24 protein-coding genes are annotated in these 24646 nt (G+C 38.6%); 13 read left to right on the forward strand and 11 right to left on the reverse strand.

All coding sequences use genetic code 11. The annotated features are described in order from the left end of the window. The first annotated feature begins 43 nt into the window (after nt 1-43). From AC1PJP_RS11355 to AC1PJP_RS11375, 5 genes are all read left to right on the forward strand, one after another. Nucleotides 44-832, forward strand: a complete 789-nt coding sequence (locus AC1PJP_RS11355; protein WP_004794580.1) for a crotonase/enoyl-CoA hydratase family protein — start codon at nt 44-46, stop codon at nt 830-832. Nucleotides 833-844: 12 nt separating this feature from the next. Further along, nucleotides 845-1714, forward strand: a complete 870-nt coding sequence (locus AC1PJP_RS11360; protein WP_479766994.1) for an NAD(P)-dependent oxidoreductase — start codon at nt 845-847, stop codon at nt 1712-1714. Nucleotides 1715-1727: 13 nt separating this feature from the next. Then, complete coding sequence (locus tag AC1PJP_RS11365; RefSeq protein WP_004794584.1) at nt 1728-2522, forward strand: hydroxypyruvate isomerase family protein; 795 nt, start codon at nt 1728-1730, stop codon at nt 2520-2522. Nucleotides 2523-2603: 81 nt separating this feature from the next. Beyond that, nucleotides 2604-3005 (forward strand): ribosome silencing factor, encoded by a 402-nt coding sequence (gene rsfS, locus AC1PJP_RS11370; RefSeq protein WP_004794586.1) that lies wholly within the window; start codon nt 2604-2606, stop codon nt 3003-3005. Between the two features lie 207 nt (nt 3006-3212). Then, nucleotides 3213-4034: an SDR family NAD(P)-dependent oxidoreductase gene (locus AC1PJP_RS11375; protein ID WP_479766995.1), complete on the forward strand. Its 822-nt coding sequence runs from the start codon at nt 3213-3215 to the stop codon at nt 4032-4034. Nucleotides 4035-4096: 62 nt separating this feature from the next. Here AC1PJP_RS11375 and AC1PJP_RS11380 read toward each other — a convergent pair whose 3' ends face one another. From AC1PJP_RS11380 to AC1PJP_RS11390, 3 genes are read right to left on the reverse strand one after another with little or no spacing between them, the layout of a single operon-like run. Then, nucleotides 4097-5551, reverse strand: a complete 1455-nt coding sequence (locus tag AC1PJP_RS11380) for an NAD(P)(+) transhydrogenase (Re/Si-specific) subunit beta (protein WP_004794591.1) — start codon at nt 5549-5551, stop codon at nt 4097-4099. Between the two features lie 12 nt (nt 5552-5563). Further along, nucleotides 5564-5878 (reverse strand): proton-translocating transhydrogenase family protein, encoded by a 315-nt coding sequence (locus AC1PJP_RS11385; RefSeq protein WP_003654992.1) that lies wholly within the window; start codon nt 5876-5878, stop codon nt 5564-5566. A gap of 11 nt (nt 5879-5889) precedes the next feature. Then, a complete protein-coding gene (locus tag AC1PJP_RS11390) occupies nt 5890-7017 on the reverse strand; it encodes a Re/Si-specific NAD(P)(+) transhydrogenase subunit alpha (protein ID WP_004794594.1) in 1128 nt (375 codons plus the stop codon). Nucleotides 7018-7255: 238 nt separating this feature from the next. Here AC1PJP_RS11390 and AC1PJP_RS11395 point away from each other — a divergent pair, with 238 nt between their 5' ends. The 6 genes from AC1PJP_RS11395 (at nt 7256) to AC1PJP_RS11420 (ending at nt 12421) form a co-directional block, all read left to right on the forward strand. Next, nucleotides 7256-8182 carry a DMT family transporter gene (locus AC1PJP_RS11395; protein WP_440206740.1) on the forward strand — a complete coding sequence of 309 codons (927 nt, stop codon included), beginning with the start codon at nt 7256-7258 and terminating at the stop codon, nt 8180-8182. A gap of 67 nt (nt 8183-8249) precedes the next feature. Continuing rightward, nucleotides 8250-8657, forward strand: a complete 408-nt coding sequence (locus AC1PJP_RS11400) for a RidA family protein (protein ID WP_479766996.1) — start codon at nt 8250-8252, stop codon at nt 8655-8657. 18 nt (nt 8658-8675) lie between these two features. Further along, entirely contained in the window at nt 8676-9866 is a 1191-nt protein-coding gene (locus tag AC1PJP_RS11405) for an MFS transporter (protein WP_192455113.1), read from the forward strand. Between the two features lie 141 nt (nt 9867-10007). Further along, complete coding sequence (gene dusA / locus AC1PJP_RS11410) at nt 10008-11012, forward strand: tRNA dihydrouridine(20/20a) synthase DusA (RefSeq protein WP_479766997.1); 1005 nt, start codon at nt 10008-10010, stop codon at nt 11010-11012. 334 nt (nt 11013-11346) lie between these two features. Next, nucleotides 11347-11865, forward strand: coding sequence for a hypothetical protein (locus AC1PJP_RS11415; protein WP_005302354.1), 519 nt, complete (start codon nt 11347-11349; stop codon nt 11863-11865). A 160-nt stretch (nt 11866-12025) separates the two neighbouring features. Further along, nucleotides 12026-12421 (forward strand): hypothetical protein, encoded by a 396-nt coding sequence (locus tag AC1PJP_RS11420; protein WP_128825278.1) that lies wholly within the window; start codon nt 12026-12028, stop codon nt 12419-12421. Between the two features lie 31 nt (nt 12422-12452). On the opposite strand, the gene AC1PJP_RS11425 is transcribed toward AC1PJP_RS11420, so the two are convergent. Beyond that, nucleotides 12453-13352, reverse strand: coding sequence for a LysR family transcriptional regulator (locus AC1PJP_RS11425; RefSeq protein WP_479766998.1), 900 nt, complete (start codon nt 13350-13352; stop codon nt 12453-12455). Nucleotides 13353-13448: 96 nt separating this feature from the next. On the opposite strand from AC1PJP_RS11425, the gene AC1PJP_RS11430 reads away from it, so the two are divergent. Continuing rightward, the gene (locus tag AC1PJP_RS11430; RefSeq protein ID WP_144734215.1) at nt 13449-13571 is read left to right on the forward strand and encodes a hypothetical protein; all 123 of its coding nucleotides are present in this window, start codon (nt 13449-13451) and stop codon (nt 13569-13571) included. Nucleotides 13572-13636: 65 nt separating this feature from the next. On the opposite strand, the gene AC1PJP_RS11435 is transcribed toward AC1PJP_RS11430, so the two are convergent. The 7 genes from AC1PJP_RS11435 to AC1PJP_RS11465 all read right to left on the reverse strand — a co-directional run bounded on the left by AC1PJP_RS11435 (nt 13637) and on the right by AC1PJP_RS11465 (nt 23049). Then, a complete protein-coding gene (locus AC1PJP_RS11435) occupies nt 13637-14398 on the reverse strand; it encodes a tRNA threonylcarbamoyladenosine dehydratase (protein ID WP_479766999.1) in 762 nt (253 codons plus the stop codon). A gap of 327 nt (nt 14399-14725) precedes the next feature. Next, the gene (gene acnA / locus AC1PJP_RS11440) at nt 14726-17479 is read right to left on the reverse strand and encodes an aconitate hydratase AcnA (protein ID WP_479767000.1); all 2754 of its coding nucleotides are present in this window, start codon (nt 17477-17479) and stop codon (nt 14726-14728) included. A 124-nt stretch (nt 17480-17603) separates the two neighbouring features. Next, nucleotides 17604-18416, reverse strand: a complete 813-nt coding sequence (locus AC1PJP_RS11445) for a TatD family hydrolase (RefSeq protein WP_151768015.1) — start codon at nt 18414-18416, stop codon at nt 17604-17606. Beyond that, entirely contained in the window at nt 18416-19357 is a 942-nt protein-coding gene (locus tag AC1PJP_RS11450) for an RsiV family protein (RefSeq protein ID WP_192835872.1), read from the reverse strand. Before AC1PJP_RS11450 ends, AC1PJP_RS11445 begins: the two co-directional genes overlap by 1 nt. Before the next feature lie 91 nt (nt 19358-19448). Then, complete coding sequence (locus tag AC1PJP_RS11455) at nt 19449-20291, reverse strand: hypothetical protein (RefSeq protein ID WP_479767001.1); 843 nt, start codon at nt 20289-20291, stop codon at nt 19449-19451. Nucleotides 20292-20360: 69 nt separating this feature from the next. After that, the gene (locus AC1PJP_RS11460) at nt 20361-21953 is read right to left on the reverse strand and encodes a peptide chain release factor 3 (RefSeq protein ID WP_199943647.1); all 1593 of its coding nucleotides are present in this window, start codon (nt 21951-21953) and stop codon (nt 20361-20363) included. A 232-nt stretch (nt 21954-22185) separates the two neighbouring features. After that, nucleotides 22186-23049, reverse strand: coding sequence for a hypothetical protein (locus AC1PJP_RS11465; RefSeq protein ID WP_479767002.1), 864 nt, complete (start codon nt 23047-23049; stop codon nt 22186-22188). Nucleotides 23050-23378: 329 nt separating this feature from the next. Between AC1PJP_RS11465 and AC1PJP_RS11470 the strand changes: the two genes are divergently transcribed. Continuing rightward, entirely contained in the window at nt 23379-23951 is a 573-nt protein-coding gene (locus AC1PJP_RS11470) for a TetR family transcriptional regulator (RefSeq protein ID WP_312326100.1), read from the forward strand. The last annotated feature ends 695 nt before the right edge of the window (nt 23952-24646 follow it).

The following is a 24646-nucleotide window of genomic DNA, read 5'->3' on the forward strand; positions in this document are numbered from 1 at the left end:
ATGTTATGCTCCGTTCATCTATAAAAAAAGAAGCGGGAATCTCATGGCACTCTTACGTATTGAAAAAAATAATGGCATTGCAACGGTATATTTAAACCGTCCAGACAAACGCAATGCAATGAGTTTTGCCTTATTAAAAGAGTTAGTTTCAACTGCGAAAGCAATTAAAAAGGATAGAGATATTCGCTGTGTTATTTTGACAGGCGAAGGAAATGTGTTTAGTGCTGGAATTGATTTATCCGACCTAAACAATCCGAAAAACTCTGCTTTTGCCATTTGGGAACTTGTAAAACCCGGACAAAGTCTTTTTCAAAAAGCATTTCTGACTTGGCAGAATTTACCTGTCCCAGTTATTGCTGCATTAGAAGGATATTGTTTCGGCGCAGGTATGCAACTTGCCTTGGCTTCCGACATCCGAATTTCTCACCCAGAAACAAAAATGTCGATTATGGAAAGCCGTTGGGGTTTAGTTCCTGATATGGGTCTTACTCGCTCATTAAAAGGTTTAATTAGCGTTGACCTTGCAAAAGAACTCACCTTAACTGCCCGTGTTTTTGACGGAAATTATGCAAAAGAAATCGGTCTTGTGACTCATTTAAGTGACTCGCCTCTAGAGAGAGCACATGAGATTGCAGCTGAAATGTTACAACGCTCACCTGATGCCCTCACAGCGGCAAAACGTGTACTTGATGCAATGGAGCATCAACCAGAAAAATCATTGCGTCTAGAAAAAATCTGGCAACTTAAATTATTACTTGGTAAAAATAGCAAACTTGCTCGTAAAAAAGACAAACATCCGGAAGTTAACTTTTTACCACGCCAATATAAATAAAGAGCTTAGATTATGAATTTTGATCGTAATACCCCTATTGCTTTTTTAGGTATGGGGCTTATGGGAAGTCGGATGGCAACCCGCCTTATTCAAGCCGGCTTTCAAGTTGCGGTTTGGAATCGAACCTTCTCTGCATGTGAAGAACTGATTGATATCGGCGCCCAACCTTTAGAACTTTCAAATATTGGTGACTATCCTATTATTTTAATCTGTCTGGCAGATGACAAAGCCGTAGAGGCAGTATTTGAAAAAATTCAGCCTAACTTAAAAGCTGAGCAAGTTATTGTGGATTTCTCAAGCTTATCTGTTGCTGCAACAAAAACGCTTGCTCAAGCAGCTGCCACACATGACGTTATTTGGATTGATTCACCTGTATCAGGTGGAACAGCTGGAGCAGAACAAGGCACACTTGTCATTTTTGCAGGCGGTAATGCTCAAACGATTACAGAACTAACGCCTGTTTATAATGTTTTATCTCAACGTGTAACCCGAATGGGCAATACTGGAACTGGCCAAGCTACCAAAATTTGTAATCAACTGATTGTTGCAGCCAACAGCGCCCTTATTGCTGAAGCTGTCGCGCTTGCAGACCGAGCTGGTGTAGATACGACTTTACTCGCTCCAGCTTTAGCAGGCGGATTTGCGGACTCTAAACCCTTTCAAATTCTAACTCCACGTATGGCAACTCATACCTTTGAGCCAGTTCAGTGGAAAGTTCAAACATTATCTAAGGATCTTAATAACGCAGTAACATTGGCTAACAATGTTAATTTAGACATCCCAGTTGCACAAAAAGCTCTATTACAGCTACAAACTCACCAAAAAAATGGCTTTGCTGAGAAAGATTTAGCTACTATGATTCAATTAGTAGAGCAAAAATAAACGGAGTTTGAGTATGGGTCGTCTTGCAGTCAATTTATCCATGATTTTTACCGAAGTTCCTTTAATTGAACGCTTCGCTCTGGCCCATGCACAGGGCTTTGAATATGTAGAAATTCAATTCCCTTATGAATTAACTATTGCAGATATTCAAACTCAACTCGAACGCTATAATCTTAGTCTCTGTCTAATTAATGTGCCTGCGGGTGACCTTATGCAAGGCGGAAACGGTTTAGCAGGCATTCCCGGCCAAGAAATAGCTTTCCATGAGGCATTAGAGTTAGCCATTAGCTATGCCACAGCTTTAAAGGTTCCTCGTGTTAATATTTTAGCGGGTAAACAACCGCTCGATGCTGACTTACTACCTTGTTTAAAAACCTTAGCAGCTAATTTAAAACTTGCGTGTAACTTACTCAGTGAACACGATATAGAACCCGTTTTTGAAATGATTAACGGTACAGATATGCCCCGCTTTTTAGTACAAAATATTGCGCAGGCACAAGAAATGTTAGAAGCGGTCAACGACCCTACTCTAAAAATGCAATATGACTGCTATCACATGGCAATGATGGGCGAAGACGTTCTTGAGGGTTTACAAGAGAATATTAACTCAATTGGACACATTCAGTTTGCGGACTGTCCGGGCCGTCATGAACCAGATACAGCTGAAATTCCTTATGAACAAATTTTTTCTTGGTTAAAACAAAGTTCTTATCAAAACTATATTGCAGCGGAATATAAGCCTGAAAACACTTCAAATCAGTCATTTACATGGAAGAAAAAGTATTTTTCGGATGATGTAAATATATAAACTGTTACGAGTTTTGTTTGAAATTTAGCGCGAAAACCACTATATTAGATAGTGAGTAATTGTCAGGAAAATATACCCTATATGAATTTAGAACCATCGCCCAGCGTGTCTAATTCTCACGATTTCGCAATGAATACCTCAAATAAAGACGTACAAACTTGTCTCAAAGTCGTCCACGACGCTTTAGTTGATGTAAAAGCAAAAGATATTCTCCAGTTAGATGTTAGCTCAATTAGCAATGTCGCTGATGCTATTGTAATTGCGAGCGGTACTTCTACTCGTCATGTGAAAGCACTTGCAGACAATGTTGCAGAAGAAGCTCGAAAAGCCGGTTTCCGCCCGATTGGCGTTGAAGGTGAACGAGATGCAGAATGGATCTTAATTGATCTCGGCTTTGTTGTAGTACATGTGATGCTACCAACAGCTCGTAAATTCTATGATTTAGAAAGCTTATGGCGTACCGCTCCAGAGTCGGTTGCTTAAAATTTTGCTTTTAAAAAAAGCGGCTCTTTTGAGCCGCTTTTTTATTTACTAAACAAAGATTTTAACTATTTCAAATATCCCATCATCTCCCCCACAAATACCAATCATCACTTACAACCAAATTTGACATGACAAATTGTCAGATTTGCAGCACTATATATTTTCTGAAAGTTCTCACCAATAAATAGCATAACCGGAGTACAGAAAGTGAAGATATTAATTACAGGCGCCAATACGGGCATTGGCTTTGCTACAGCAGAACAACTCGTTAAACAAGGGCAACATGTCATTCTAGCGTGCCGAAATCCACAAAAAGCCCAAGATGCGCAGAACAAACTCCGTTCACTTAATCAAGGCCAAGTCGATATCGTTTCTCTTGATTTAAACAGTCTTGAGTTAACCCGAAAAGCAGCAGTTGCAATTGCTGATCGCTATGGCAGCCTTGACGTACTTATTAATAATGCAGGCTTATTTGCCAAAACCAAAAAATTGACTAATGAAGGCTTTGAGCAACAATTTGGGGTTAACTATTTAGGTCATTTTTTACTTACTCAAAAATTACTTCCAGTTTTAAAACAATCTCCGAAAGCACGTATTATCCACCTTGCATCTATTGCCCACTGGGTGGGTTCAATTAAACCCAACAAGTTTCGTGCAGAAGGTTTTTACAATCCCCTGTTCTATTATGGGCAATCGAAGCTTGCAAATTTATTATTCAGCAATGCATTAGCAGAACAGCTAGCTGGAAGTTCAATTACCAATAATGCATTACACCCCGGTGGGGTTGCTTCCGATATTTATCGTGACTTACCAAAACCGGTTTATGCAGCGATGAAATTAGGATTAGTACCAACTTCAGTTCCTGCAAATCTCATAACAGAGATGGCGATTGGAGACTCATGGCAAAACCGTAATGGCGAATATGTCAGCGCACATATGCCAGACTGGAAATCATCACATGCTAAAAATCAGCAATTAGCACGCGACCTCTATCAACAATCTCTAAACCTTGTAGAAAAATTTCTTTAAACAAATAAGCCAAATAAAAAAGCCACCCGAGGGTGGCTTTTACAATTCTGATTGAGGTCAAATTAGTGACCACCACCATTGATTGCTTTTGTCATATCTTCAACAACTTTCTTAGCATCACCAAAGATCATCATTGTTTTTTCGTTATAGAACAAATCGTTGTCTAGACCAGCATAACCTGTTGCCATAGAACGCTTAATCACCATGATTGTACGCGCTTTATGAGCTTCAAGAATCGGCATACCATAAATCGGCGAGCTTGGATCATCTTTCGCAGCAGGGTTTACAACGTCGTTTGCACCAATTACAAGCACTACATCTGTTGCAGGGAAATCTGAGTTAATCTCATCCATTTCCAAGATGTCTTCATAAGCCACGTCTGCTTCTGCAAGCAATACGTTCATGTGACCAGGCATACGACCAGCAACAGGATGGATTGCGAAACGAACGCGAACACCTTGCTCTTTTAGAATTTCACACAATTCTTTTACAGCATTTTGTGCACGGCCTTGCGCCATACCATAACCTGGTACAATCACAACGCTGTCAGCATTTGACATCAAGAAGCCAGCATCATCAGCAGAACCAGAACGATGGTTACGTTGAACTTGCTCACCTTTGGCAGCAGTAGCAACCGCTGCACCACCCATTGCACCACCAAACAATACATTGATGATCGAACGGTTCATTGCTTTACACATGATGTACGACAGAATCGCACCAGATGAGCCCACGAGAGAACCCGCAACGATCAACATGTTGTTTTCAAGTGTAAAACCAATACCTGCCGCAGCCCAACCAGAGAATGAGTTAAGAAGCGATACTACTACAGGCATATCACCACCACCCACAGGTGCAATCCACACCCAGCCAAATGCAAGCGCAAGAGCTGTCATTGCCCAGAAAGCAGTCATGTTGCCAGTCGTGAAGAAGTAAAAACCACAAGCCAACATCGCAATAAAGATAAGCGCTTGAACAGGTTTAACCCATGCACCAGAAATTGTTTTAGCCCATTTTTTCGCAGCCAATTTACCGTACGCAAACACAGACGCAGTAAAGGTAATCGCACCAACGAAACAACCAACAAACAATTCAAATAAGTGAACTTTGCTCATGTGCACATGTTGCACACCAGCTGCCGTTAAAGCCGCTTCATTTTGAGCGAACAATTCAGTGAGTTGGTTGTTATGTAAAATTGCAGCAATTGCAATTAAAACAGCAGCCAAACCAACTAACGAGTGCATAAGCGCAACAGTTTCCGGCATTTGCGTCATTGGCACAGTACGAGCACGTGCAATACCTACGATTGCACCGAGCACCATTGCACCAACAATCATCCAGATCACTGGGTTATTCGCAACAAAGAAGGTCGTCACAACTGCAATCGCCATCGCGATCATACCGTAACGATTACCTTGAATTGCTGTTTTAGGGCCAGACAAGCCACGAAGCGTCAAGATAAAGAGGATTGCGCCAACAAGGTACAACCAGTTCGCATTTGCTTGAATAAATTCCATGTCAAAGCCCTCTTATTTCTTTTGCTTAGGCTTGAACATTTCCAGCATGCGTGCAGTTACTGCAAAGCCACCGAAAATATTAATGCTTGCCAAAAATACTGCAATCGCACCAAGTACGCTCACCACATTTACACTTTGAAATGCAACGTTAGCATCTACACCCAAAATAGGTAGACCCACAGTTTGCAACATTGCACCCACCACAATAATAGATGACAACGCATTGGTTACAGCCATAAGCGGCGTATGTAAAGCTGGTGTAACACCCCAAACTACGTAATAACCTACGAAGATGGCAAGGACGAAAATTGTAATAGTTTCAACCATGAGAAATCTCCTTAACCACGCTTAAGCAGTACTTGACCGCCATGAGTGACCAATAGGGCTTTTTGGATTTCGTCTTCCTGATTAATCGCAAAGTTTTTCTCTTTGTCGAATAATGTCTCTACGAAATTAAAAACGTTACGTGCATATAGCGCTGAAGCTTCTGTTGCTACAGTTGCCGGAATATTTGGGATACCCAAAATTTTCACGCCATTTTCTGTAAAAACAGTCTCGCCCACTTTAGAGCCTTCAACGTTACCGCCAGTTTCAACAGCCATATCTAAAATGACAGAACCCGGTTTCATCTTGGCAACAGTTTCAGCCTTAATCAGACGTGGTGCATCACGACCCGGCAAGAGCGCAGTGGTAATCACGATGTCAGCATTAGAAACAGCCTTATCAACAATCGCGGCTTGGTCTTTGATGTATTGCTCACCCGGCATCCATCCATAACCATTTTTAGCGGCATCCGCTGCACGTTGTTGCTCTTCTTCAGACATTGGTACGTCTAACCACTTACCACCTAAAGATTCAACCTGATCTTTTGCTGTAGGACGTAAATCAGTCGCTTCAACAATTGCACCCAAACGCTTTGCGGTTGCAATTGCCTGAAGACCTGCAACGCCCACACCCATAATCACAACACGAGCAGGTTTTACAGTACCAGCAGCAGTCATAAGCATTGGGAACATGCGCTGATATTCAGCAGCAGCAAGCAAAACTGATTTATAACCAGAAAGGTTTGCCTGAGAAGACAATACGTCCATATTCTGCGCACGAGAAAGCGTACGAGGAAGCAATTCCAGAGCAAAAGCAGAAACTTGCTGATTCGCAAACTGATCTAGCTCGGTATTACGATAAGGATCAAACATTGCTACAACAGCAGTATTTGCTGCAAGTTTTTGAATTTCCCCGCCTTGTGGCGCGCGAACTTTCAAAATAATTTGACTACCCGTATAGGCATCATCCGTAATGGTTGCACCGACCTGTTCATAAGCACTGTCAATGTACGCGGCCTTTACTCCAGCACCACGTTCAATCACAACGCTATGACCAGCGCTAATCAACTTCTTTACTGTCTCTGGCGTAGCAGCTACACGATTTTCACCGACGACAGTTTCGGTTGGGATTCCGATCTGCATGAGCGTTCCTCAAGCTAATTTCTCATTGTCAAAAACATTGCAAGCCGCAATGTTTCCCCCATGTGTATTCTTTGTACAGAATTTGGATTCTAATTGAACTTTTTTAAAATACCACCCAATATTTATTTAATAAATACCCATATTTTGAACTGATGATTCACGATATTTGATTTGAGGTGTAATATAGGAAGATTTTTCTTTTTTTGTAGACAACAGTCTCTCTTATACAGTCTTGTATATGAAAATTTCGCTTTCTTCGTTTCAAATCGGGTCTTTTTTTGCTCTTTGCTCTGCTTTTCTATTCAGTACAAAAGCAATCTTTATTAAACAGACTTATGCCCTTTCTCCATTAGTAGATGCCACAGTCCTGATGGCTTTACGCATGTTAAGCGCTTTACCGTTCTTTCTACTTATTTGTTGGTTTAACAGGCATCATAATCAGGGCATAAAAAAGAAGGATTGGCTAATTTTAATTTTTGCCGGTCTATTAGGCTACTACTTTGCCAGTTGGCTCGATTTTATGGGTCTCATGTTTATTAGTGCCTCTCTAGAACGAATTATTCTATTTTTATATCCCACGCTTACAGTCATCGTCTCAAGCTTACTCTACAAACAAAAATTAGATGCAAAAAGTTTCTTTGCCATTTTTCTTAGTTATGGTGGAACCGTGCTGGTCATGCTTCAAGAGCACAACAACGCACCAATTCAGGGCAACTTCTGGCTAGGGACAAGTTTAGTATTTGCAAGTGCGGTGGCTTTTGCGGGCTATTTATTACTAACCCCACCATTAATTAAGAAATTTGGTTCTTGGAATTTCACTGGGTTAGCATTAACTGTGGCTTGTATCGGTACATTAACGCACTATGCACTCAGCACATCTCAACCTATTCAACTTCTATTACAGCTACCCTCTAGTGTGATTTGGTATGGGATTGGTCTAGGCTTTTTAGTGACCGTCTTACCTACCGTTATGCTCATGCAAAGTATTGAACGATTAGGTGCCTCTCAATCTGCAATGATTGCTTCGATTGGACCAGTTTTAACGATTTTGCTTGCTGTTGCCTTTTTAAATGAACATTTAAATATGTGGCAATGGGTCGGTTGCCTTCTCAATATTATTGGTGTGATGATGATTACACTCAGAAAGAAAAGGCTAAAACATTAAATTCTCTTGACCTCAACTTAAGTTGAGGTTGGATACTCATCTAAATTTTAATGAACGGTTGAGTTCCATGAATAAAGAAACTTTTAAAATCATAAATCCATCAACTTTATATGACCCTACCCCAAATGCTTATAGCCATGTGGCTGTAGTAGAAAATTTTAAAAAGATTATTCATATTGCAGGTCAAGGAGGCGAAAACTCAAAAGGTGAATTAAACCCAAATTTTGAAGAACAAGTTATCCAAACCATTAATAACATTCAATATGCTTTAAAAGCTGCCAATGCAGAGCTTAGTAACATTGCAGTGTTAAGAGTTTTAGTTGTTGACCATTCGGTCGAAAAACATCAAATTTTGATTAAAATTATGCAAAATTTATGGAAAAATCATCCTTTTCCAGCCTGTACACTCATTCCTGTACCACGCCTTGCATTAGAGCATATGCTCATTGAAGTCGAAGCAACCGCATACACCTAATAAAATCGAGAGAACATCATGTCTACCCCTGAAGATATCAGTCAAAATAAACCTTTACTTTGGTTGATGGCAGCAGCATGTGGCTTATGTGCAGGTGTGAATTACTATTGTCAACCGCTGATTCACTCGATTCAACAAGAGTTTGCTGTAACTCAAGCACAAGCTGCTTTAACAGTGACATTTGCTCAGGTGTCTTATGCCCTCGGTTTACTCTTTATTGTTCCAATGGGTGACATCGTTAATAAAGCCAAGGCCATTCCATTTTTAATGGTGCTTTGTGCAATTGGCCTATTTACTTCTGCTTTTGCTGTGAACTTGCCTATGCTATGGATTGGTACAATTTTAGCAGGCTTGTTTTCTGTAGCAGCTCAAGTGCTTATTCCTCTTGCCACAATGACTGTAAAACCCGAAAAAACTGGCGAAATCATTGGTTTTTTAATGAGTGGTTTATTAGTCGGGATTTTACTCTCTACCAGTCTGGCAGGCTTATTTTCGAACCTTTTCCACTGGAAAATGGTGTATGTAGTAAGCGGCGTATTAATGCTGCTGCTAGCATTTACCTTAAAAAGCCGCTTGCCTTATGTCTTACGTATGAAAATGAACTATGGGCAAATCTTTGTTTCCATGGCTCAACTTTTAAAGCAGGAAAAGCGATTATTATTAAGAGCGCTTACAGGTGCTTTCGCCTTTGCAGCAGTAAGTATCTTGTATTCCACTATCGCCTTACTCCTTACCTCAGCACATCATTTACCTGATCTCTTTATTGGACTAGTGCCTTTAGTGGGCATCTTCGGTGCTTTATCAACACGTTACATTGGTAAATATGCGGATCAAGGACATACTGGCTTACTGACATGGATGGGCTGCGGGCTGTTCTTAGTAAGTTGGGTTTGTTTCTACTTCGGACAAACTCTACTTTCTACTTATGTTATTGGTTTTGCTTTAATTCAATTAGCACTCGCGCTCGTACACACCAGTAACCAAAGTATTATTTTCCGTTTACGACCAGATGCAAAGTCTCGTATTAATGCCATTTATATGACGACTTACTTTATTGGCGGTGCAGGCGGTTCGGCATTAGGAATTTTTGCATGGAACCGTGGTGGATGGACCATGACTTGCCTTGCAGGTATTGGGTTAGTTGTTCTTTGTATTTTATTTAGCACGTTCGATACGATCTTACAAAAAAAGAAAATGGTTTCCCAATAAGGTAACTTGTTATAAATCATCTTCCTATATTCAACACAAGGGTGGTTATAAATTACTCGGTTAAATGCCTCTGTCGATTCAAGCATAAACCTCGTATAATGCTGCCCTTTCATTAATTTAGCGACTTTTGGGCTATTGGTTATGCAATCACTTCAATCGTTACAACCTCGTATTTCTGTCGCACCCATGATGGACTGGACTACAAAGGATTATCGATTCTTTGCACGCTTGTTTAACCCAAATGTTGTGCTCTACACAGAAATGGTAACTACAGGTGCGATTCTTTTTGGCGATGCAAAACGTCATTTGGACTACAGCGCACAAGAACACCCTATCGTATTGCAACTTGGTGGCTCAAATCCGCAAGAGCTTGCGACCTGCACAAAAATGGCCGAAGACTGGGGTTACGATGAAGTTAACCTCAATGTAGGCTGCCCAAGTGACCGTGTACAAAACAATAAAATCGGTGCTTGCTTAATGGCAGAACCAGAGTTAGTTGCTGAATGCATTCATACCATGCAAAAGGCAGTAAAGATTCCTGTAACAGTCAAACACCGTATTGGTATCGATGACATGCAATCTTACGAAGAGATGCTTCATTTCGTAGATACTGTTGCGGCAACAGGTTGTACTTACTTCGTTGTGCATGCTCGTATCGCTATTTTGAAAGGTCTATCTCCGAAAGAAAACCGTGAAGTTCCACCTTTACGCTATGAAGATGTTTATCGTTTAAAACAAGAGCGCCCACATCTCACCATTGAAATTAACGGCGGGATTAAAACGTTTGCTGAAACTCAAACACATTTACAGCACGTTGATGGAGTCATGATTGGCCGTGAAGCCTACCATAATCCGTACTTACTCGCGGAAATGGGTCAGCTTTGGAATTTAGAGGCACCAGATCGATTCAATATTATGGAACAAATGCTGCCTTATATTGAACAACGTATGGCTGAAGGCGCTCCTCTTTCAATCATTACCCGTCATATCTTAGGTCTATTCCAAAACTTACCGGGTGCTCGCAAGTGGCGTCAGGCGCTAAGTGGTGGAAATGCAAAAACTTTAGGTGATGTAGAACAGGCTATTAGCAACATGCAAGCAGCTCTAATTCGTACCGAGGAATATTTAAAAGAGCAGCAAGCTTAAGCTTGTGATCGCTTCTTAAATTGTAAGAAAATGTGGCATTTTAAATCAGAGACTTAGATTTTGAGTATATTCGCAAATGTTGAAGCAAAATATTCAAATTTAAACTCTGATTAATTATTTATTTATAATGATATCAATAAATTAAATTTCACTATTTTTAATCACTCTTTTGATAAGCATCTTTTCATTCCGAAGCAGTTACCCCTGGAAAAAAGATAGGTTATTACATAACATAAACAAAACTTTTAAGGTACGCCGATTAGTATCTCTGAACGCCACAGGTAGGTGGTGATTTTTTTAATATGGATATGAGTAGCACGGTAGAGATTTCACGATGATTATTTATGACGGACAAGTAGCTGATAATTACATGTATCAGGATTCAAATCAGGCAGCCATTGTTGTATCCCACAGCACCCCAAGCCTTCCTTATCCTTTCACCATGAAACCCAATAATCATCAAACAGAAACTTCCAGTACTCCCGCCATAGATATTGATAAATTTGTAGAAAAATTAGAAAGTGTTACCTCTAGACGCAGTAAAGCTCGTTGCGCACGCAGTATCCGCCTTGCACTAGAATCTGCTGGTGCCAATGTCGAAAATCACCCAATCGCAGCTTCAGATTGGGGAGATACCTTAAAAAAGATTGGCTATAAAGAAATTAATCCAGCCTTTGATGAACCACAAGAAGGTGACATCTATATCATTCACAGAACCCGCAACCATGTTTATGGACATATTGCTGGATATACAGGAAGTGAATGGGTCTCTGACTTCAAACAAAATAGTTATGATGTCTATAAAGATGATAGCGTAACCTATACTTATTACCGATTAGGGCAAGCTACTTAAGAACTAAATGTTGAATCATTTCAAGCATTTTATTAAACAAACATTTTGAATCCAGCTTGGCTTCTTTTTTGCTTTATTTTCATATTGTACTCGTCAAAAATAATGATGGAACTTTATGAAAAAAATATTGCTGAGCTTTTACTTACTAATGTCGTTTAGTATGACGTATGCTGCCCCAGATACAAAAGTTGAAGAGGTTTTAAAAAAAGTACCTGAAAAACGGATTTATCAGCCCCAATATTTATTAAAAGAAACCACTCCTAAAGCTCGGATCCATGTGATACGAAAACAATATTCAAATGGACTACTAGATTGTCCTTCTGTGATTTATCACGACAAGAAGAAAATTCTATCTTTGCACTCATTTGAAGAAGCAACATTTTTTCTAGAGCCTGATCGTTACTATATTCGCTATGAGGTTAACAATAGTGGTTGTATCAATTTGGAATTTTACCAGCATAAACGCCCCAAAATGGACATCCTATCTCAGGAACGTCAGTTAGAAGGTGATACCGAATATACATTTTCTATTAGTGAGCACACTGGGTCACAATAATTATTTCAGCATAAGTTAAACATATTACCTCTCACACTTGCAGCAGCTGGTAGATCTGCTCAACATAAGGTTGAATCAGATCACTCTGGTTTGCTCTGTAAGCTAAAACCACTTCAGATGAAAGATTCTTATTTTCTAGAGGAATCAATTTTACATTTTTGGGTAATATTTGCTTAAACTCTTGGGGAACAATGCTAATACCCAAATTTGCAGCAACTAACTGTAATTGGCTTAGCTTACGTGATTGGATGGTCGCTGCTTTAGGCCAGAAGCCTGCCCCTACACACAAGTTTGAAACCAAATAGCTTAAACCGCCTCGTTTAGAATGAGGTGTAGAAACGAAATACTCATCTTTTAAATCTTTAACTTGAATCTCTTGTTTATTTGCAAGCTTAGCATGATCAACATGCACAGCCACCATTAAAGGTTCTTCATATAGCTTAACAACATTGATCTCATCTAAAGTGTGCCGAACTGGTGGTCTAATCAAACCAATATCAATTTCTCCACTCATTAAAGCTAGAATTTGATGCTCAGATGACAAAGTATTTATCTCAAAATTTATATGTTTGGCTAAGCTAATTTCTTTTAATATCTGAACCTTTTTATCATCCATAATAATACTACTCGAGTGAGCAATTTTAATCTGGCGATTTTTTCCCTCGGCAATATTCTTAGAAACTCCAATGATTTCATTTAAATAATGTATATTATCTTTTATTTTTTTATAGAAGACCTCTCCTGCCGTTGTAAGTTTTATTTTCTTATCAGTACGATCAAATAACTGAAAATCAATTTCTTCTTCTAGCAATTTAATTTGTCGACTTAAAGCAGACTGAGCAATAAAGAGCTTTTCTGAAGCAGCAGTAAAACTCCCTTCTTCTACAATTTTTATGAAATATTGGAATTGTTTTAATGTGAGCATCACCATCTCAAAATTAGATTATTAGGTCTATTTTCTATATTAGATTAGATAGATTGCCTTCGCTAGAATTTTATCAAGACCACACACTTGATTGAATTATTCATGAAGTATTTTAAAAGTTTCACCATCTTCACTGTTGTTGTTCTAATTTTATGGTGCTTTAAATTTTATGATCAGCAGCTTCCAACACAGCCCAAACACGACACTATAGAGTTATATGATTAAATCGTTTTTCTCAAAAACAAAAAGCATGCCCTCCAACATAAGAGCATGCTTTTTTTATATTTAAATCAGGCTTTCTTCAAATCGAGTTTCTTCAAAACTTCAGCCACAGCAATCATGGCAAAGCTTGAAGTCACCACTACTGCGGAACCATAGCCACCACAGCGTAGCCCAGCCGAAGGACAAACATCTACACTTGAAAATGGATTATCGATTGAGTAAACACAAGTAATACCAAATTTCTCTTTTGGCTTTTTACAGATGCCCCGAGCACGAAGTTGACTACGTAGCTTCGCTAACATTGGGTCTTGTTCTGTTTTTGATAAATCAGCCACACGAATTTTAAGCGGATCGAGCTTACCACCTGCTCCACCCGACACAATCAACGGAATTTTATTAAAACGGCAATGGAGCATTAAAGCCAACTTTGCTTTAACGTCATCAATGCAGTCCAAAATAATATCGGGTACAGGGGTTAACAGCGCTGTGACATTCTCTGGTGTTAAAAAGTCATCAATAATATTGACTTTAATACGTGGGTTAATTTGGCGACAACGTTCCGCCATAATCTCAACTTTTTCACAACCTAGAGTTGATGTCATTGCAGGTAACTGACGGTTCACATTTGATGCTGCAATCACATCCATATCTACCAGTGTAATCTCACCAATACCTGTACGTGCTAATGCTTCTACCGCCCAACTGCCCACCCCACCAATACCAATCACCATCACATGACTTTTTTCATAGTGCTGGAACGATGAATCACCATAAACTTTGGCTACACCTGCAAAACGGCGGTCATATTCATCTTGTTGGAGATCGGTCATTGCTACTCTTAGGGGACATAAAACACGGTGGCTATTTTACTGCTTTTCAAAACCAAATTGCTACTTTGTACTAGATAGCTATCTGATTGGTGCCAAAGCCATTCACAGCCTGTCGAGCATCAACAAGATACTGTTTTTGCAAAACATAAGATATTAATCAGTATTGAACAGGTTCTGTGAATGGCAATGGTTTTGCCTACTTTTGCCGAAACAAAAGTAGGGTTATGAGCTACTACCATTAGAATTTTTTACGATAAGACTCTGCCGTGATAATTCTTCCAATACCAACCAATACAAATATTGATTGGTATTAATCTCAAAATAACATTAACCAGCAATCAAATTCCGCAGTACATAATGCAAAATACCACCAGCCTTAAAGTACTCAACCTCATTTAACGTATCAATTCGACATAACACATTAAAGTGGCTGGCTACTCCATTTGGCCCTTTCACATCAACTTCAAGAATTTCATGAGGCTGAATACCATCCGATAAACCACGAATCGAGATGACCTCATGACCTGTTAAGTTAAGAGACTGTCTAGTTTGTCCATCAACAAACTGGAGTGGCAACACGCCCATACCCACCAAGTTTGAACGGTGAATACGCTCAAAACTTTCAGCAATGACAGCTTTGACACCTAACAAGTTCGTTCCTTTGGCAGCCCAGTCACGTGAAGAACCTGTTCCGTATTCTTTACCAGCAATAATCACAAGCGGTGTATGTTCTTGTTGATAGCGCATTGCGGCATCATAAATAGCGAGCTTTTCACCACTTGGCACATGAATGGTATTACCACCCTCTTCCCCACCAAGCATCTCGTTTTTAATACGAATGTTGGCAAAGGTCCCGCGCATCATGACTTCATGATTACCGCGTCGAGAACCATAGGAGTTAAAGTCTTTTGGCTCAACACCTTGCTCTTGTAAATATCGACCTGCCGGACTGTCTTTTTTGATATTACCTGCTGGTGAAATATGGTCAGTTGTTACTGAGTCACCAAGCACCGCCAAGATATTTGCTTGTTCAATATTTTTAATTGGTTTTGGTGGTTCACCAATGCCTTCAAAGAATGGCGGATGACGGATATAAGTCGAATCATCAGCCCATTCATAGGTTTTACTTTTTGGAATCTGAATCGCTTGCCAGCTTTCATCACCATCAAAGACCGCAGCATATTCTTTATGAAACATGTCTGTATTTACTTTCTGCAAGACAACATCAATTTCTGCCTGACTTGGCCAGATATCTTTTAAATAGACAGGTTGTCCATCTTTACCCTCACCAAGAGGCTCTGTTGTCAGGTCGGTACGAATATTCCCAACCAAACCATAAGCCACTACAAGAGGCGGTGAAGCTAACCAATTGGTTTTAACTAATGGATGTACTCGTCCTTCAAAGTTACGGTTACCAGAAAGTACAGATGCAACATTCAAATCATGGCATTGAATTGCATCTTCGACTGGCTCGGGTAATGGGCCTGAGTTACCAATACAGGTTGTACAACCATATCCCACCAAGTTATAACCCAATTCATCTAAATACGGCGTAAGCCCAGCAGCCAACAAATAATCAGTCACGACCTTAGAACCAGGTGCAAGAGAGCTTTTCACCCATGGTTTTCGTTGCAAGCCTTTTTCAATGGCTTTTTTAGCAAGTAACCCCGCCGCTAACATCACGCTTGGGTTAGAGGTATTGGTACAAGAGGTAATCGCAGAAATAACAACATCACCATGATTTAACGGGTATTCCTGCCCTTCAATCACGCAAGATGGACTTTCATGTTGAATATTTGCTTTTTTTGCCTCTACAGCAGTACCACCACCTTCATTTTCTAGACGTTCTTTTGCTTCTTTTGCTGGTTTTAGCGTTAACTCCATGAGTGCATTAAACGCTTTAGGTACTTCTGATAACAGCACTCGGTCTTGCGGGCGTTTTGGTCCTGCTAGACTTGCCTGAACCGTACTCATATCAAGGCTTAAAGTATCTGTAAAAACAGGTTCATCACCAGCATTTCGCCATAAACCTTGTGCTTTGCTATACGCTTCAACCAGTTCAATACGATCATTTTGACGACCGGTTAATCTCAAATATCCTAGTGTCACCTCATCAATTGGGAAGAAACCACAAGTCGCCCCATATTCTGGTGCCATGTTGGCAATGGTTGCACGATCAGCAAGAGGTAAATCGGCTAAGCCGTCTCCATAAAACTCTACAAATTTACCCACTACCCCTTTTTGACGAAGCATTTGAGTAATGGTCAGCACCAAATCAGTTGCAGTAATCCCTTCTGGTAGTTTTCCTGTTAATTTAAAACCAATGACCTCAGGAATCAGCATCGAAATCGGTTGGCCCAGCATAGCCGCTTCGGCCTCAATTCCCCCTACACCCCACCCTAAAACACCCAAACCATTAATCATGGTGGTATGTGAATCTGTACCCACTAAAGTATCGGGAAAAGCAAAAGTCTGACCGTTATCTTCACCTAGCCACACCGCTTGAGCCAAATACTCTAAATTGACCTGATGGCAAATACCTGTGCCCGGTGGCACTACACTAAAGTTATTAAATGCTGATTGTCCCCAACGTAAAAATTGATATCGCTCACCATTACGTTGCATCTCGATTTGTACGTTTTCTTCAAAGGCCTGATCATCAGCAAAATGGTCAACCATCACAGAGTGGTCAATAACCAAGTCTACAGGGGATAAAGGATTAATTTTTTCAGGGTCACCACCCGCTTGTGCCATTGCTGCACGCATGGCAGCCAAGTCAACCACAGCTGGAACACCAGTAAAATCCTGCATTAAAACCCGTGCAGGTCGGTACTGAATTTCTTGATCTGAACTACGGGTTTTTAACCACTCTGCTAAAGCATGAATGTGTTCCGTTTTAACGCTATGCTGATCTTCAAACCGTAATAAGTTTTCCAATAATACCTTTAAAGATTTCGGCAGTTTGGCAATATCCCCTAGCGTTTTCTCTGCTTGGGCTAAGCTAAAAATCTGATAATTGCTGGAACCTACTGTTAGCGTCTGTAAAGCATTAAAACTATTGATACTGCTATACTTAGCCATTGGGTTATCCTCCCATGTCTGGCAATGTTATTTTTCACGTTTTTACATGTTGTTTTCTTACTTTAAGCTTCTTTTTTAATCGCTGTGTTTTGTTTTAGTTACTATTTCTAATCTTTGATTTTTATTACGATAATTTCAATGCAGTGAGAGAGTTTTTCCACAGCACCTCAGCCAAATCTGACTCTGGCATATTTAAATTTTCAGCCAAACTTTGTAATACATAAGGCAAATTAACAGGAGTATTACGAGTACGTTGTTCAGTTGAGGTTTGGCAGCAAAGCGGTGTCATATCAGGGCAATCTGTTTCAATCACCAAGTGCTCGGCACCTATAGCCTGCACAACAGTATGAAGTTTTTTTGCGTTCGGATTAGTAATCTGTCCTGTCACACCAATTTTAAAACCAAGCTTAATAAGGCCTTTTGCCTCTTCTACCCCACCACTAAATGCATGAGCAATGCCACCCAATTTAAATTTTTGAGCTTTTAATATAGCAAGCACATCACCATGCGCTTTTCGAATGTGGAGTAATACTGGTTTTTGGTATTGAGTTGCAAGCTCTAACTGATCTGCAAAATATTGTTTTTGCTTAGCATATATATCGGGCTGCTTATGTTCTTTTAAGAAAGTATCTAGGCCAATTTCACCTACCGCCACACAGTCCTGTTGCTGCAAGATATGTTCCAGCTGAGAAAGATGTTCTGGCTGATGTTGCTCAATATAAAACGGGTGTAAGCCTGGTGCTAAATATGAAGTGGGTACATTTTCCCAGCTATTTAACTGATGATGAGTTTGCACCAACTCGTCAAAGCGTGACTGCACAAAACCAATTAAGACTAATGCATCAACCCCAGCTTTCTTGGCATTAAGCGCTAACTGCTGCCGATCTTCATCAAAATCGGCAACATCAAAATGGGTATGGGTATCAAACAAATGCATTAGCCAGCACTTTTTGCAACTGATGCCGAAGCTGGTTTAGCTTTAGGCTGTGGCAAATACTCTTGTTTCAACACTTCCTGTAATTGGTCATATGGAATGACTAATCGAGGGAGCCCAACCACGTATGGTCCAATTTCATATTCACCATATTGAAGAATTAAACCTTGCTCACCCAATAAGAAGTTATCAGATAACTTAAATGGCCAAGCTTGCTCATATTCACCCACATTATCAGCCAGTTTAGAGTCCGTAACCCAAGTCTTAAAGGCTTCATGGGCTAACTTTTCTAATGCAGCTTTTTGCTGTGGGCGTAACAAATCTTCAAGCTTGATCTGCTTTTGTTCTTTTAAATCAAAATTATAATAATGCTGCGCAGCAGAACCATGTGCTCCACCTAAATAGCTACTACTATTCAATACCACAGTTACAACTTTACCTTGAGCCTGCAAGATTTTAGGTTTCACCAAAAGATTAATTTGATGATTACTACTTAAAGCTTTTAACTCATTGTCCAAACCAATAAATGAATTGGCATAACGTTGAACCTGTGCATCAAAACTATTTTTTTGCTCTACACCCGCAACTCCTGAAGCTTCTGTTTTTTGATCGGCTTGCTTCACTTTAGCATCTGGTTCAGCAATCTCTAAAATTTGACCTAGAGTCTTTAAGATTTGCTCATCTAGAATTTTGTCAATAAATGGAAAATTACTCTGTAAACGTTCAACTGTGAATTCTGGACAAGTTTTACCATCACAATCAGGTAAAGCAACCTTAGTAGGAACTGTTTCGCCCTTCAAAGTCAGCTCTACTGGCTTTTGTTCCTCGACTGCTGGTTTCTGCTGTTCTTGAGAATCCTTAGGATCAGCTTTAGGTTGGCATGCCACCAAAAATATAGCAGAAGCAAGCAAAGTTAATCGCAGTGAAGCTTTAGAAGATAACATCATATTTTGCCTTTTATTCTAAGGAGATTACACAGTGCCTTTTCTAAGAAATTAGCGCATATAAATAGAGGTTGCAAATTCTGCTACCATCTTAAAACATTTGTTCATAAACCTCGGGTTGTAATATTTTTTTGGTTTGTTCTTTAGATAAATAAATATCGAGCTGTGGAGCTTCTTTAGTAATCTGGTTTGCCTGATAATGTAAGCCAACACCTTCACCATCAAAGAACCAATCTACCTGCCCCCAATATAAAGTTTTTGGTGCTTCTTTCTTTATGTCAGCAGTCTGTTTTTTTAACCAATCTTGATAGGCTACCTGCACCATTTGATGCACAGTAGTTTGCTGATCTTTTTGTAAAACATCTAATAAAGCTAAGCTTTTATGCAGTTTTCTGTCGGCCACGAAAAAGTAATAACGATCTTTAATCGTGAGCTCTTCTTGCTTGGTATCAAGTCCTAATTGCAATAGAACATATTGGTTGCGCTGTGATGCAATACGCGTATGAAGATGTAATTCGTAAGCCCGATTCTTTGAATATTTATCTTGCCATTCATCAGACTTTTTAACATAGGCATTAATGGCTTGCTGCAAGCTTAGATCTTTTTTCAAATCAATTTGGTCTTGGATCACTTTAGCCTGATTTTTGGCAATCCATTCATTTAGCCATGCATCTTGGGTCTTTATCGTTTGAATATCGACATCAATACAGTTTTTCTTTTCACAAAATGGCAAAGCATAATCCGCTTTTACTTGTTGTAAGTTAAGAAATGGCAGTACTTCAGCCTTTTCTATATGTTGAGTTTGGGTAGATGCTAGTTTTGTTTGAGAAGATGATGAGGGCTGAGTTCTTTTCCAGACAAAAAGACAAATCGCCAAAATTAATATGATTACTGCAACCACAAGCGCAATAAGTGTCTTTCTATTCAAATTCATTTCATCATCCTTTCTTATTTTTCAAAACAAAACAGCTTCTATTCGAAGCTGTTTGTCACATTAAAATGATCAGTGTTCACGTGTGTTACGGAACTGAATATCAGGCCAACGCTCTTGCATAATCTGCAAATTCACTCGGCTTGGTGCAAGATAGGTTAAGTGTCCGCCACCATCGATAGAAAGTTGATCATGTGCTTTCTTCTTAAACTCATTCAGAGTTTTTTCGTCATCACAGTGAATCCAGCGAACTGTGTTAACACTTACAGGCTCATAAACACAGTCAACCTTATATTCTTCTTTCAAACGATAAGCAACCACATCAAACTGGAGCACACCTACCGCACCCACAATCAGGTCATTGCTGATTTGTGGCATAAATACCTGAGTCGCCCCTTCTTCCGACAACTCTTTCAAACCTTTTTGCAATTGTTTTGACTTCAATGGATCTTTTAAACGCACACGACGGAACATCTCTGGCGCAAAATGAGGAATACCTGTGAAATGTAAATTTTCACCACTGGTAAAAGTATCACCAATTTGAATTGTGCCATGGTTATGTAAACCAATAATATCACCTGGCCATGCTTCTTCTAAATGTTCACGCTCACCAGCAAGGAATGTCAAAGCATCACTAATGCGGACATCTTTACCAAGACGCACGTGGTTCATCTTTAAACCTTTTTCATATTTACCAGAGCAAATACGCATGAAGGCAATACGGTCACGGTGTTTCGGATCCATGTTGGCTTGAATTTTAAATACAAAACCAGAGAAACCTTCTTCTTTCGCCTCAACCACACGCTCTTGTGTAGGATGCGCTTTAGGTTCAGGTGCCCAGTTCATAAATGCATCTAGAACGTGGTCAACACCAAAGTTACCTAATGCCGTACCAAATAGAACCGGAGTTTGTTTACCTTGTAAAAATAATTCGCGGTCTAATGGCTCATTCGCCATTTGCACAAGTTCAAGCGATTCTTCAAAAGATGCCCAAGCCAACTCACCTACTTTTTCACGAATATCCGCATGATCATATCCATCACGGACTTCAATATCGGTAATGGTTGAGCCAAAGCCTGCTTTGTAGACATACAATTTATTTTCAATAATGTTGTATACACCAGCAAAATCACGTCCCATCCCTAATGGCCATGTAATCGGTACACAGCGGATATTGAGGACATTTTCAATTTCATCAAGTAACTCAAGCGGCTCCCGAATCTCACGGTCCATCTTGTTTACAAATGAAATAATAGGAGTGTCGCGCATACGACAAACTTCCATCAATTTGATGGTACGTTCTTCGACACCTTTTGCACCATCAATTACCATTAACGCAGAGTCAACTGCAGTTAGGGTACGATAAGTATCTTCCGAGAAATCTTCATGCCCCGGTGTATCGAGTAAGTTAATCGTGTGACCTTTATATGGGAACTGCATAACAGACGTGGTAATCGAAATACCACGCTCTTTTTCCATTTCCATCCAGTCAGATGTAGCTGCGCGGTCAGATTTACGGCTTTTTACCATCCCTGCAACCTGAATTGCTTTACCCCATAACAGTAATTTTTCTGTCATGGTGGTTTTACCGGCATCGGGGTGGGAAATGATGGCAAAAGTGCGGCGTTGAGCAACCTGTGCCGCTAACTCATCTTTAAAACTCATGAAATACACCTACTGCGGAGATTGCAGTGCCAAAGACCTAAAGTCGATCAAAATAAAAATTGGCGTAATTGTAGCAGATTTATAGAAGTGTTTAATGATTGTTGATAAGTCATGAGCTACTCATAAGCTTTTTAGATATTTTTTGAGAATGTAGCTTAGCATCTTAGAAATTTTATAATTAAAAAAGCCCATACAATCGTAGATGGGCTTTCTTCGGGCTTAGCAGAATATCTTATGCCAGTTTCTTTTCTTCAATAAACTGAACACCGGCAATTTGTGCATCCCAGAACTCATTCCATAACGCACAATATTCAATACATAGCTTCGTTAAGCCTTCATAATCATCTTTGGTAATTGCTTGCGCTAAAGTGAACCAAAGATCATCTTGATGATCATCATCAGCAGCTTCAGACGTTTCATCAGTAGATACACCATGCACATGGTAATACCCACCACCTTCAACATCGATATTCACAAATTTGGTCGCTTGACGTAATGGAGGACTAAAAAGAATAACCTCTTCCTCTGCAACAGCTAGTAACGCCACTACATTGATATAACTATCATAAGAAGATTCTAAAAATGATCTAACCTGATCTGAAATTTTTGATGGCTTAAAGTTACGACGATCAAGCTCTGTTAAACCATAATCATTAAGTAAATCTTCATATAATGGATAATGAGCATATTCAGGATTCCCCAAATAATAATTATCCTTACCTAAACCAGGACGAAAACCAAACTCATCAAGTATATTTAAACTTAATAATACTCTTGGAAACATTTTAGCTCCGGAATGGAGTTTAGGTTCCAGTTGTTTTGTCAGAAACTGAGCCTTTAATAAAGCATCTGTAAAAATTTGTACAATTGCATGACGATATTCTAAATGAATATGGGTCAAACTCTTCTTATCGAGATATCCGTTATTTAATACTTCAATTGCAGGATGTCTAGAAACTGGTAATTTTGCAATTTTACTTCTTAACTCTTTAAGAAATTGTAAATTCTCTTCCCACTGTTTTGCAGGAATGCTATTTCTCATCCCTTGCAATGCTTTTTGTCTTGGATTATTAAAGTCTTCAAATTTTTTTGACATAATCATTCTCAGTAAAAAGTTTTTCTTATAGTTAAGTTATAGGGCCTTATTTTTATTCCAATTTTGCATTCAATTGCTAAAATAAATTCCACAAACCAAAACTTAACAATTTTATATTATGTTTATTAACTCAACAAATCAACGAATTAATTAATAATATTTAAAAAAAGTAAATTACTGCCAATTAGAGGTAATTTTTATTATTTTCAATAACAAATCAACCTATTGAATAAATATAATTTTTTAAATATCATTAAATAAGATTTATTTAAGCTTTCATACTTTACAATAGCAAAGTTAATCAAAAATATTTTATGACGGGAAAACCGATGTCAAAAAGAGAAACAATTATAACAACAGCCACCACCCTCTTTAACCAAAAAAGCTATACCTCTATTGGGGTTGATCGTATTATTGCTGAAGCAAACGTGGCAAAAATGACTTTTTATAAATATTTTTCCTCTAAAGAAGCCTTAATAGAAGAATGTCTTCATCGGAGAAATTTAGAAGTCCAAACTTCTTTATTTGATAAAGTTAATGATATTGATGATCCATTAATTAAACTTAAAAGTATTTTCAACTGGTATGTCGACTGGATCAATACAGATGATTTTAATGGCTGCTTATTTAAGAAAGCGACGATTGAAGTCATGCAATTGTATCCATCTATTAAATATCAAATTAATAAATATCGAGATTGGGTTTACAAATTAGTTTTTTCAACCTTTTCAGAACTAGAAGTTGAGAATAAACAAATCCTTACAGGACTCTTCCTTAATATTATCGATGGCATCATTATTGATGGCACTATAAATAAATCAAAAATCAACTCAGAAAAAACATGGTCTTATATAAATAAAATCATTAATTTCGAGAAGGTTCGAGAGTGTGCAACTATTTAATATATAAATTAATTAACTTTTTATAATTTAATAAAAATAAACAATAATGTTAATTTTGGTGGGGCATAAACTCCTACTCCACCAAATCAAACCAAATTTACTCATTTTCTACAATCCTATAAATTTAATGATCTTATTTTTAAAACAAGCATTTCACTTCAACCTTAATCAAAACCCTCTATTTTAAGTCTAATTATTTTATAAACTTAATAAAATCAATAAGAAAATTTTATAAACCTTTTTCTAGCTCGAGTTACTTATTCATTAAAGTAACTTTTCAGTAATGATATATATTTTATTTAAATATCCTAATAAATTATTATATCTAAAGTATTTTATTCTCTATTACAAATAAAAGAGGTTAACATGTTTCATTTCATAGCATTTATATAAGTTATTAAAATTATTATATAAATTTCAATAACAAACACTTTCAATAGCACACTATAACTTGCTGAGCTTTGGGTTAAAGCTTTTCAATTTCAAAAAGTATAGACATACAATCCCATCTAAATGAGCATATAAGAAGAGACTCTCTTAAACTATAAATTTATGCTTAACCTTTTATTTGTAACTGAGCAGGCACATATCATCCTTGAGCATATCTTTTTTAAAGATTAGACCTAGCTTGATCAGCCGCTTTTTAGCATGAAAGTTTGAAAATTAATAAAATAAATTAAAGAAAATTAATATAT

Source organism: Acinetobacter sp. V116_7, assembly GCF_056735735.1.

What these genes read in the sequence shown, in the direction of transcription:
- AC1PJP_RS11355 (WP_004794580.1), top strand. Translation starts at nt 44, where the DNA reads ATGGCACTCTTACGTATTGAAAAAAATAATGGCATTGCAACGGTATAT.
- AC1PJP_RS11360 (WP_479766994.1), top strand. Translation starts at nt 845, where the DNA reads ATGAATTTTGATCGTAATACCCCTATTGCTTTTTTAGGTATGGGGCTT.
- AC1PJP_RS11365 (WP_004794584.1), top strand. Translation starts at nt 1,728, where the DNA reads ATGGGTCGTCTTGCAGTCAATTTATCCATGATTTTTACCGAAGTTCCT.
- rsfS (WP_004794586.1), top strand. Translation starts at nt 2,604, where the DNA reads ATGAATTTAGAACCATCGCCCAGCGTGTCTAATTCTCACGATTTCGCA.
- AC1PJP_RS11380 (WP_004794591.1), bottom strand. Translation starts at nt 5,551, where the DNA reads ATGGAATTTATTCAAGCAAATGCGAACTGGTTGTACCTTGTTGGCGCA.
- AC1PJP_RS11385 (WP_003654992.1), bottom strand. Translation starts at nt 5,878, where the DNA reads ATGGTTGAAACTATTACAATTTTCGTCCTTGCCATCTTCGTAGGTTAT.
- AC1PJP_RS11390 (WP_004794594.1), bottom strand. Translation starts at nt 7,017, where the DNA reads ATGCAGATCGGAATCCCAACCGAAACTGTCGTCGGTGAAAATCGTGTA.
- AC1PJP_RS11395 (WP_440206740.1), top strand. Translation starts at nt 7,256, where the DNA reads ATGAAAATTTCGCTTTCTTCGTTTCAAATCGGGTCTTTTTTTGCTCTT.
- AC1PJP_RS11400 (WP_479766996.1), top strand. Translation starts at nt 8,250, where the DNA reads ATGAATAAAGAAACTTTTAAAATCATAAATCCATCAACTTTATATGAC.
- AC1PJP_RS11405 (WP_192455113.1), top strand. Translation starts at nt 8,676, where the DNA reads ATGTCTACCCCTGAAGATATCAGTCAAAATAAACCTTTACTTTGGTTG.
- dusA (WP_479766997.1), top strand. Translation starts at nt 10,008, where the DNA reads ATGCAATCACTTCAATCGTTACAACCTCGTATTTCTGTCGCACCCATG.
- AC1PJP_RS11415 (WP_005302354.1), top strand. Translation starts at nt 11,347, where the DNA reads ATGATTATTTATGACGGACAAGTAGCTGATAATTACATGTATCAGGAT.
- AC1PJP_RS11420 (WP_128825278.1), top strand. Translation starts at nt 12,026, where the DNA reads ATGACGTATGCTGCCCCAGATACAAAAGTTGAAGAGGTTTTAAAAAAA.
- AC1PJP_RS11425 (WP_479766998.1), bottom strand. Translation starts at nt 13,352, where the DNA reads ATGGTGATGCTCACATTAAAACAATTCCAATATTTCATAAAAATTGTA.
- AC1PJP_RS11430 (WP_144734215.1), top strand. Translation starts at nt 13,449, where the DNA reads ATGAAGTATTTTAAAAGTTTCACCATCTTCACTGTTGTTGTTCTAATT.
- AC1PJP_RS11435 (WP_479766999.1), bottom strand. Translation starts at nt 14,398, where the DNA reads ATGACCGATCTCCAACAAGATGAATATGACCGCCGTTTTGCAGGTGTA.
- acnA (WP_479767000.1), bottom strand. Translation starts at nt 17,479, where the DNA reads ATGGCTAAGTATAGCAGTATCAATAGTTTTAATGCTTTACAGACGCTA.
- AC1PJP_RS11445 (WP_151768015.1), bottom strand. Translation starts at nt 18,416, where the DNA reads ATGCATTTGTTTGATACCCATACCCATTTTGATGTTGCCGATTTTGAT.
- AC1PJP_RS11450 (WP_192835872.1), bottom strand. Translation starts at nt 19,357, where the DNA reads ATGTTATCTTCTAAAGCTTCACTGCGATTAACTTTGCTTGCTTCTGCT.
- AC1PJP_RS11455 (WP_479767001.1), bottom strand. Translation starts at nt 20,291, where the DNA reads ATGAATTTGAATAGAAAGACACTTATTGCGCTTGTGGTTGCAGTAATC.
- AC1PJP_RS11460 (WP_199943647.1), bottom strand. Translation starts at nt 21,953, where the DNA reads ATGAGTTTTAAAGATGAGTTAGCGGCACAGGTTGCTCAACGCCGCACT.
- AC1PJP_RS11465 (WP_479767002.1), bottom strand. Translation starts at nt 23,049, where the DNA reads ATGTCAAAAAAATTTGAAGACTTTAATAATCCAAGACAAAAAGCATTG.
- AC1PJP_RS11470 (WP_312326100.1), top strand. Translation starts at nt 23,379, where the DNA reads ATGTCAAAAAGAGAAACAATTATAACAACAGCCACCACCCTCTTTAAC.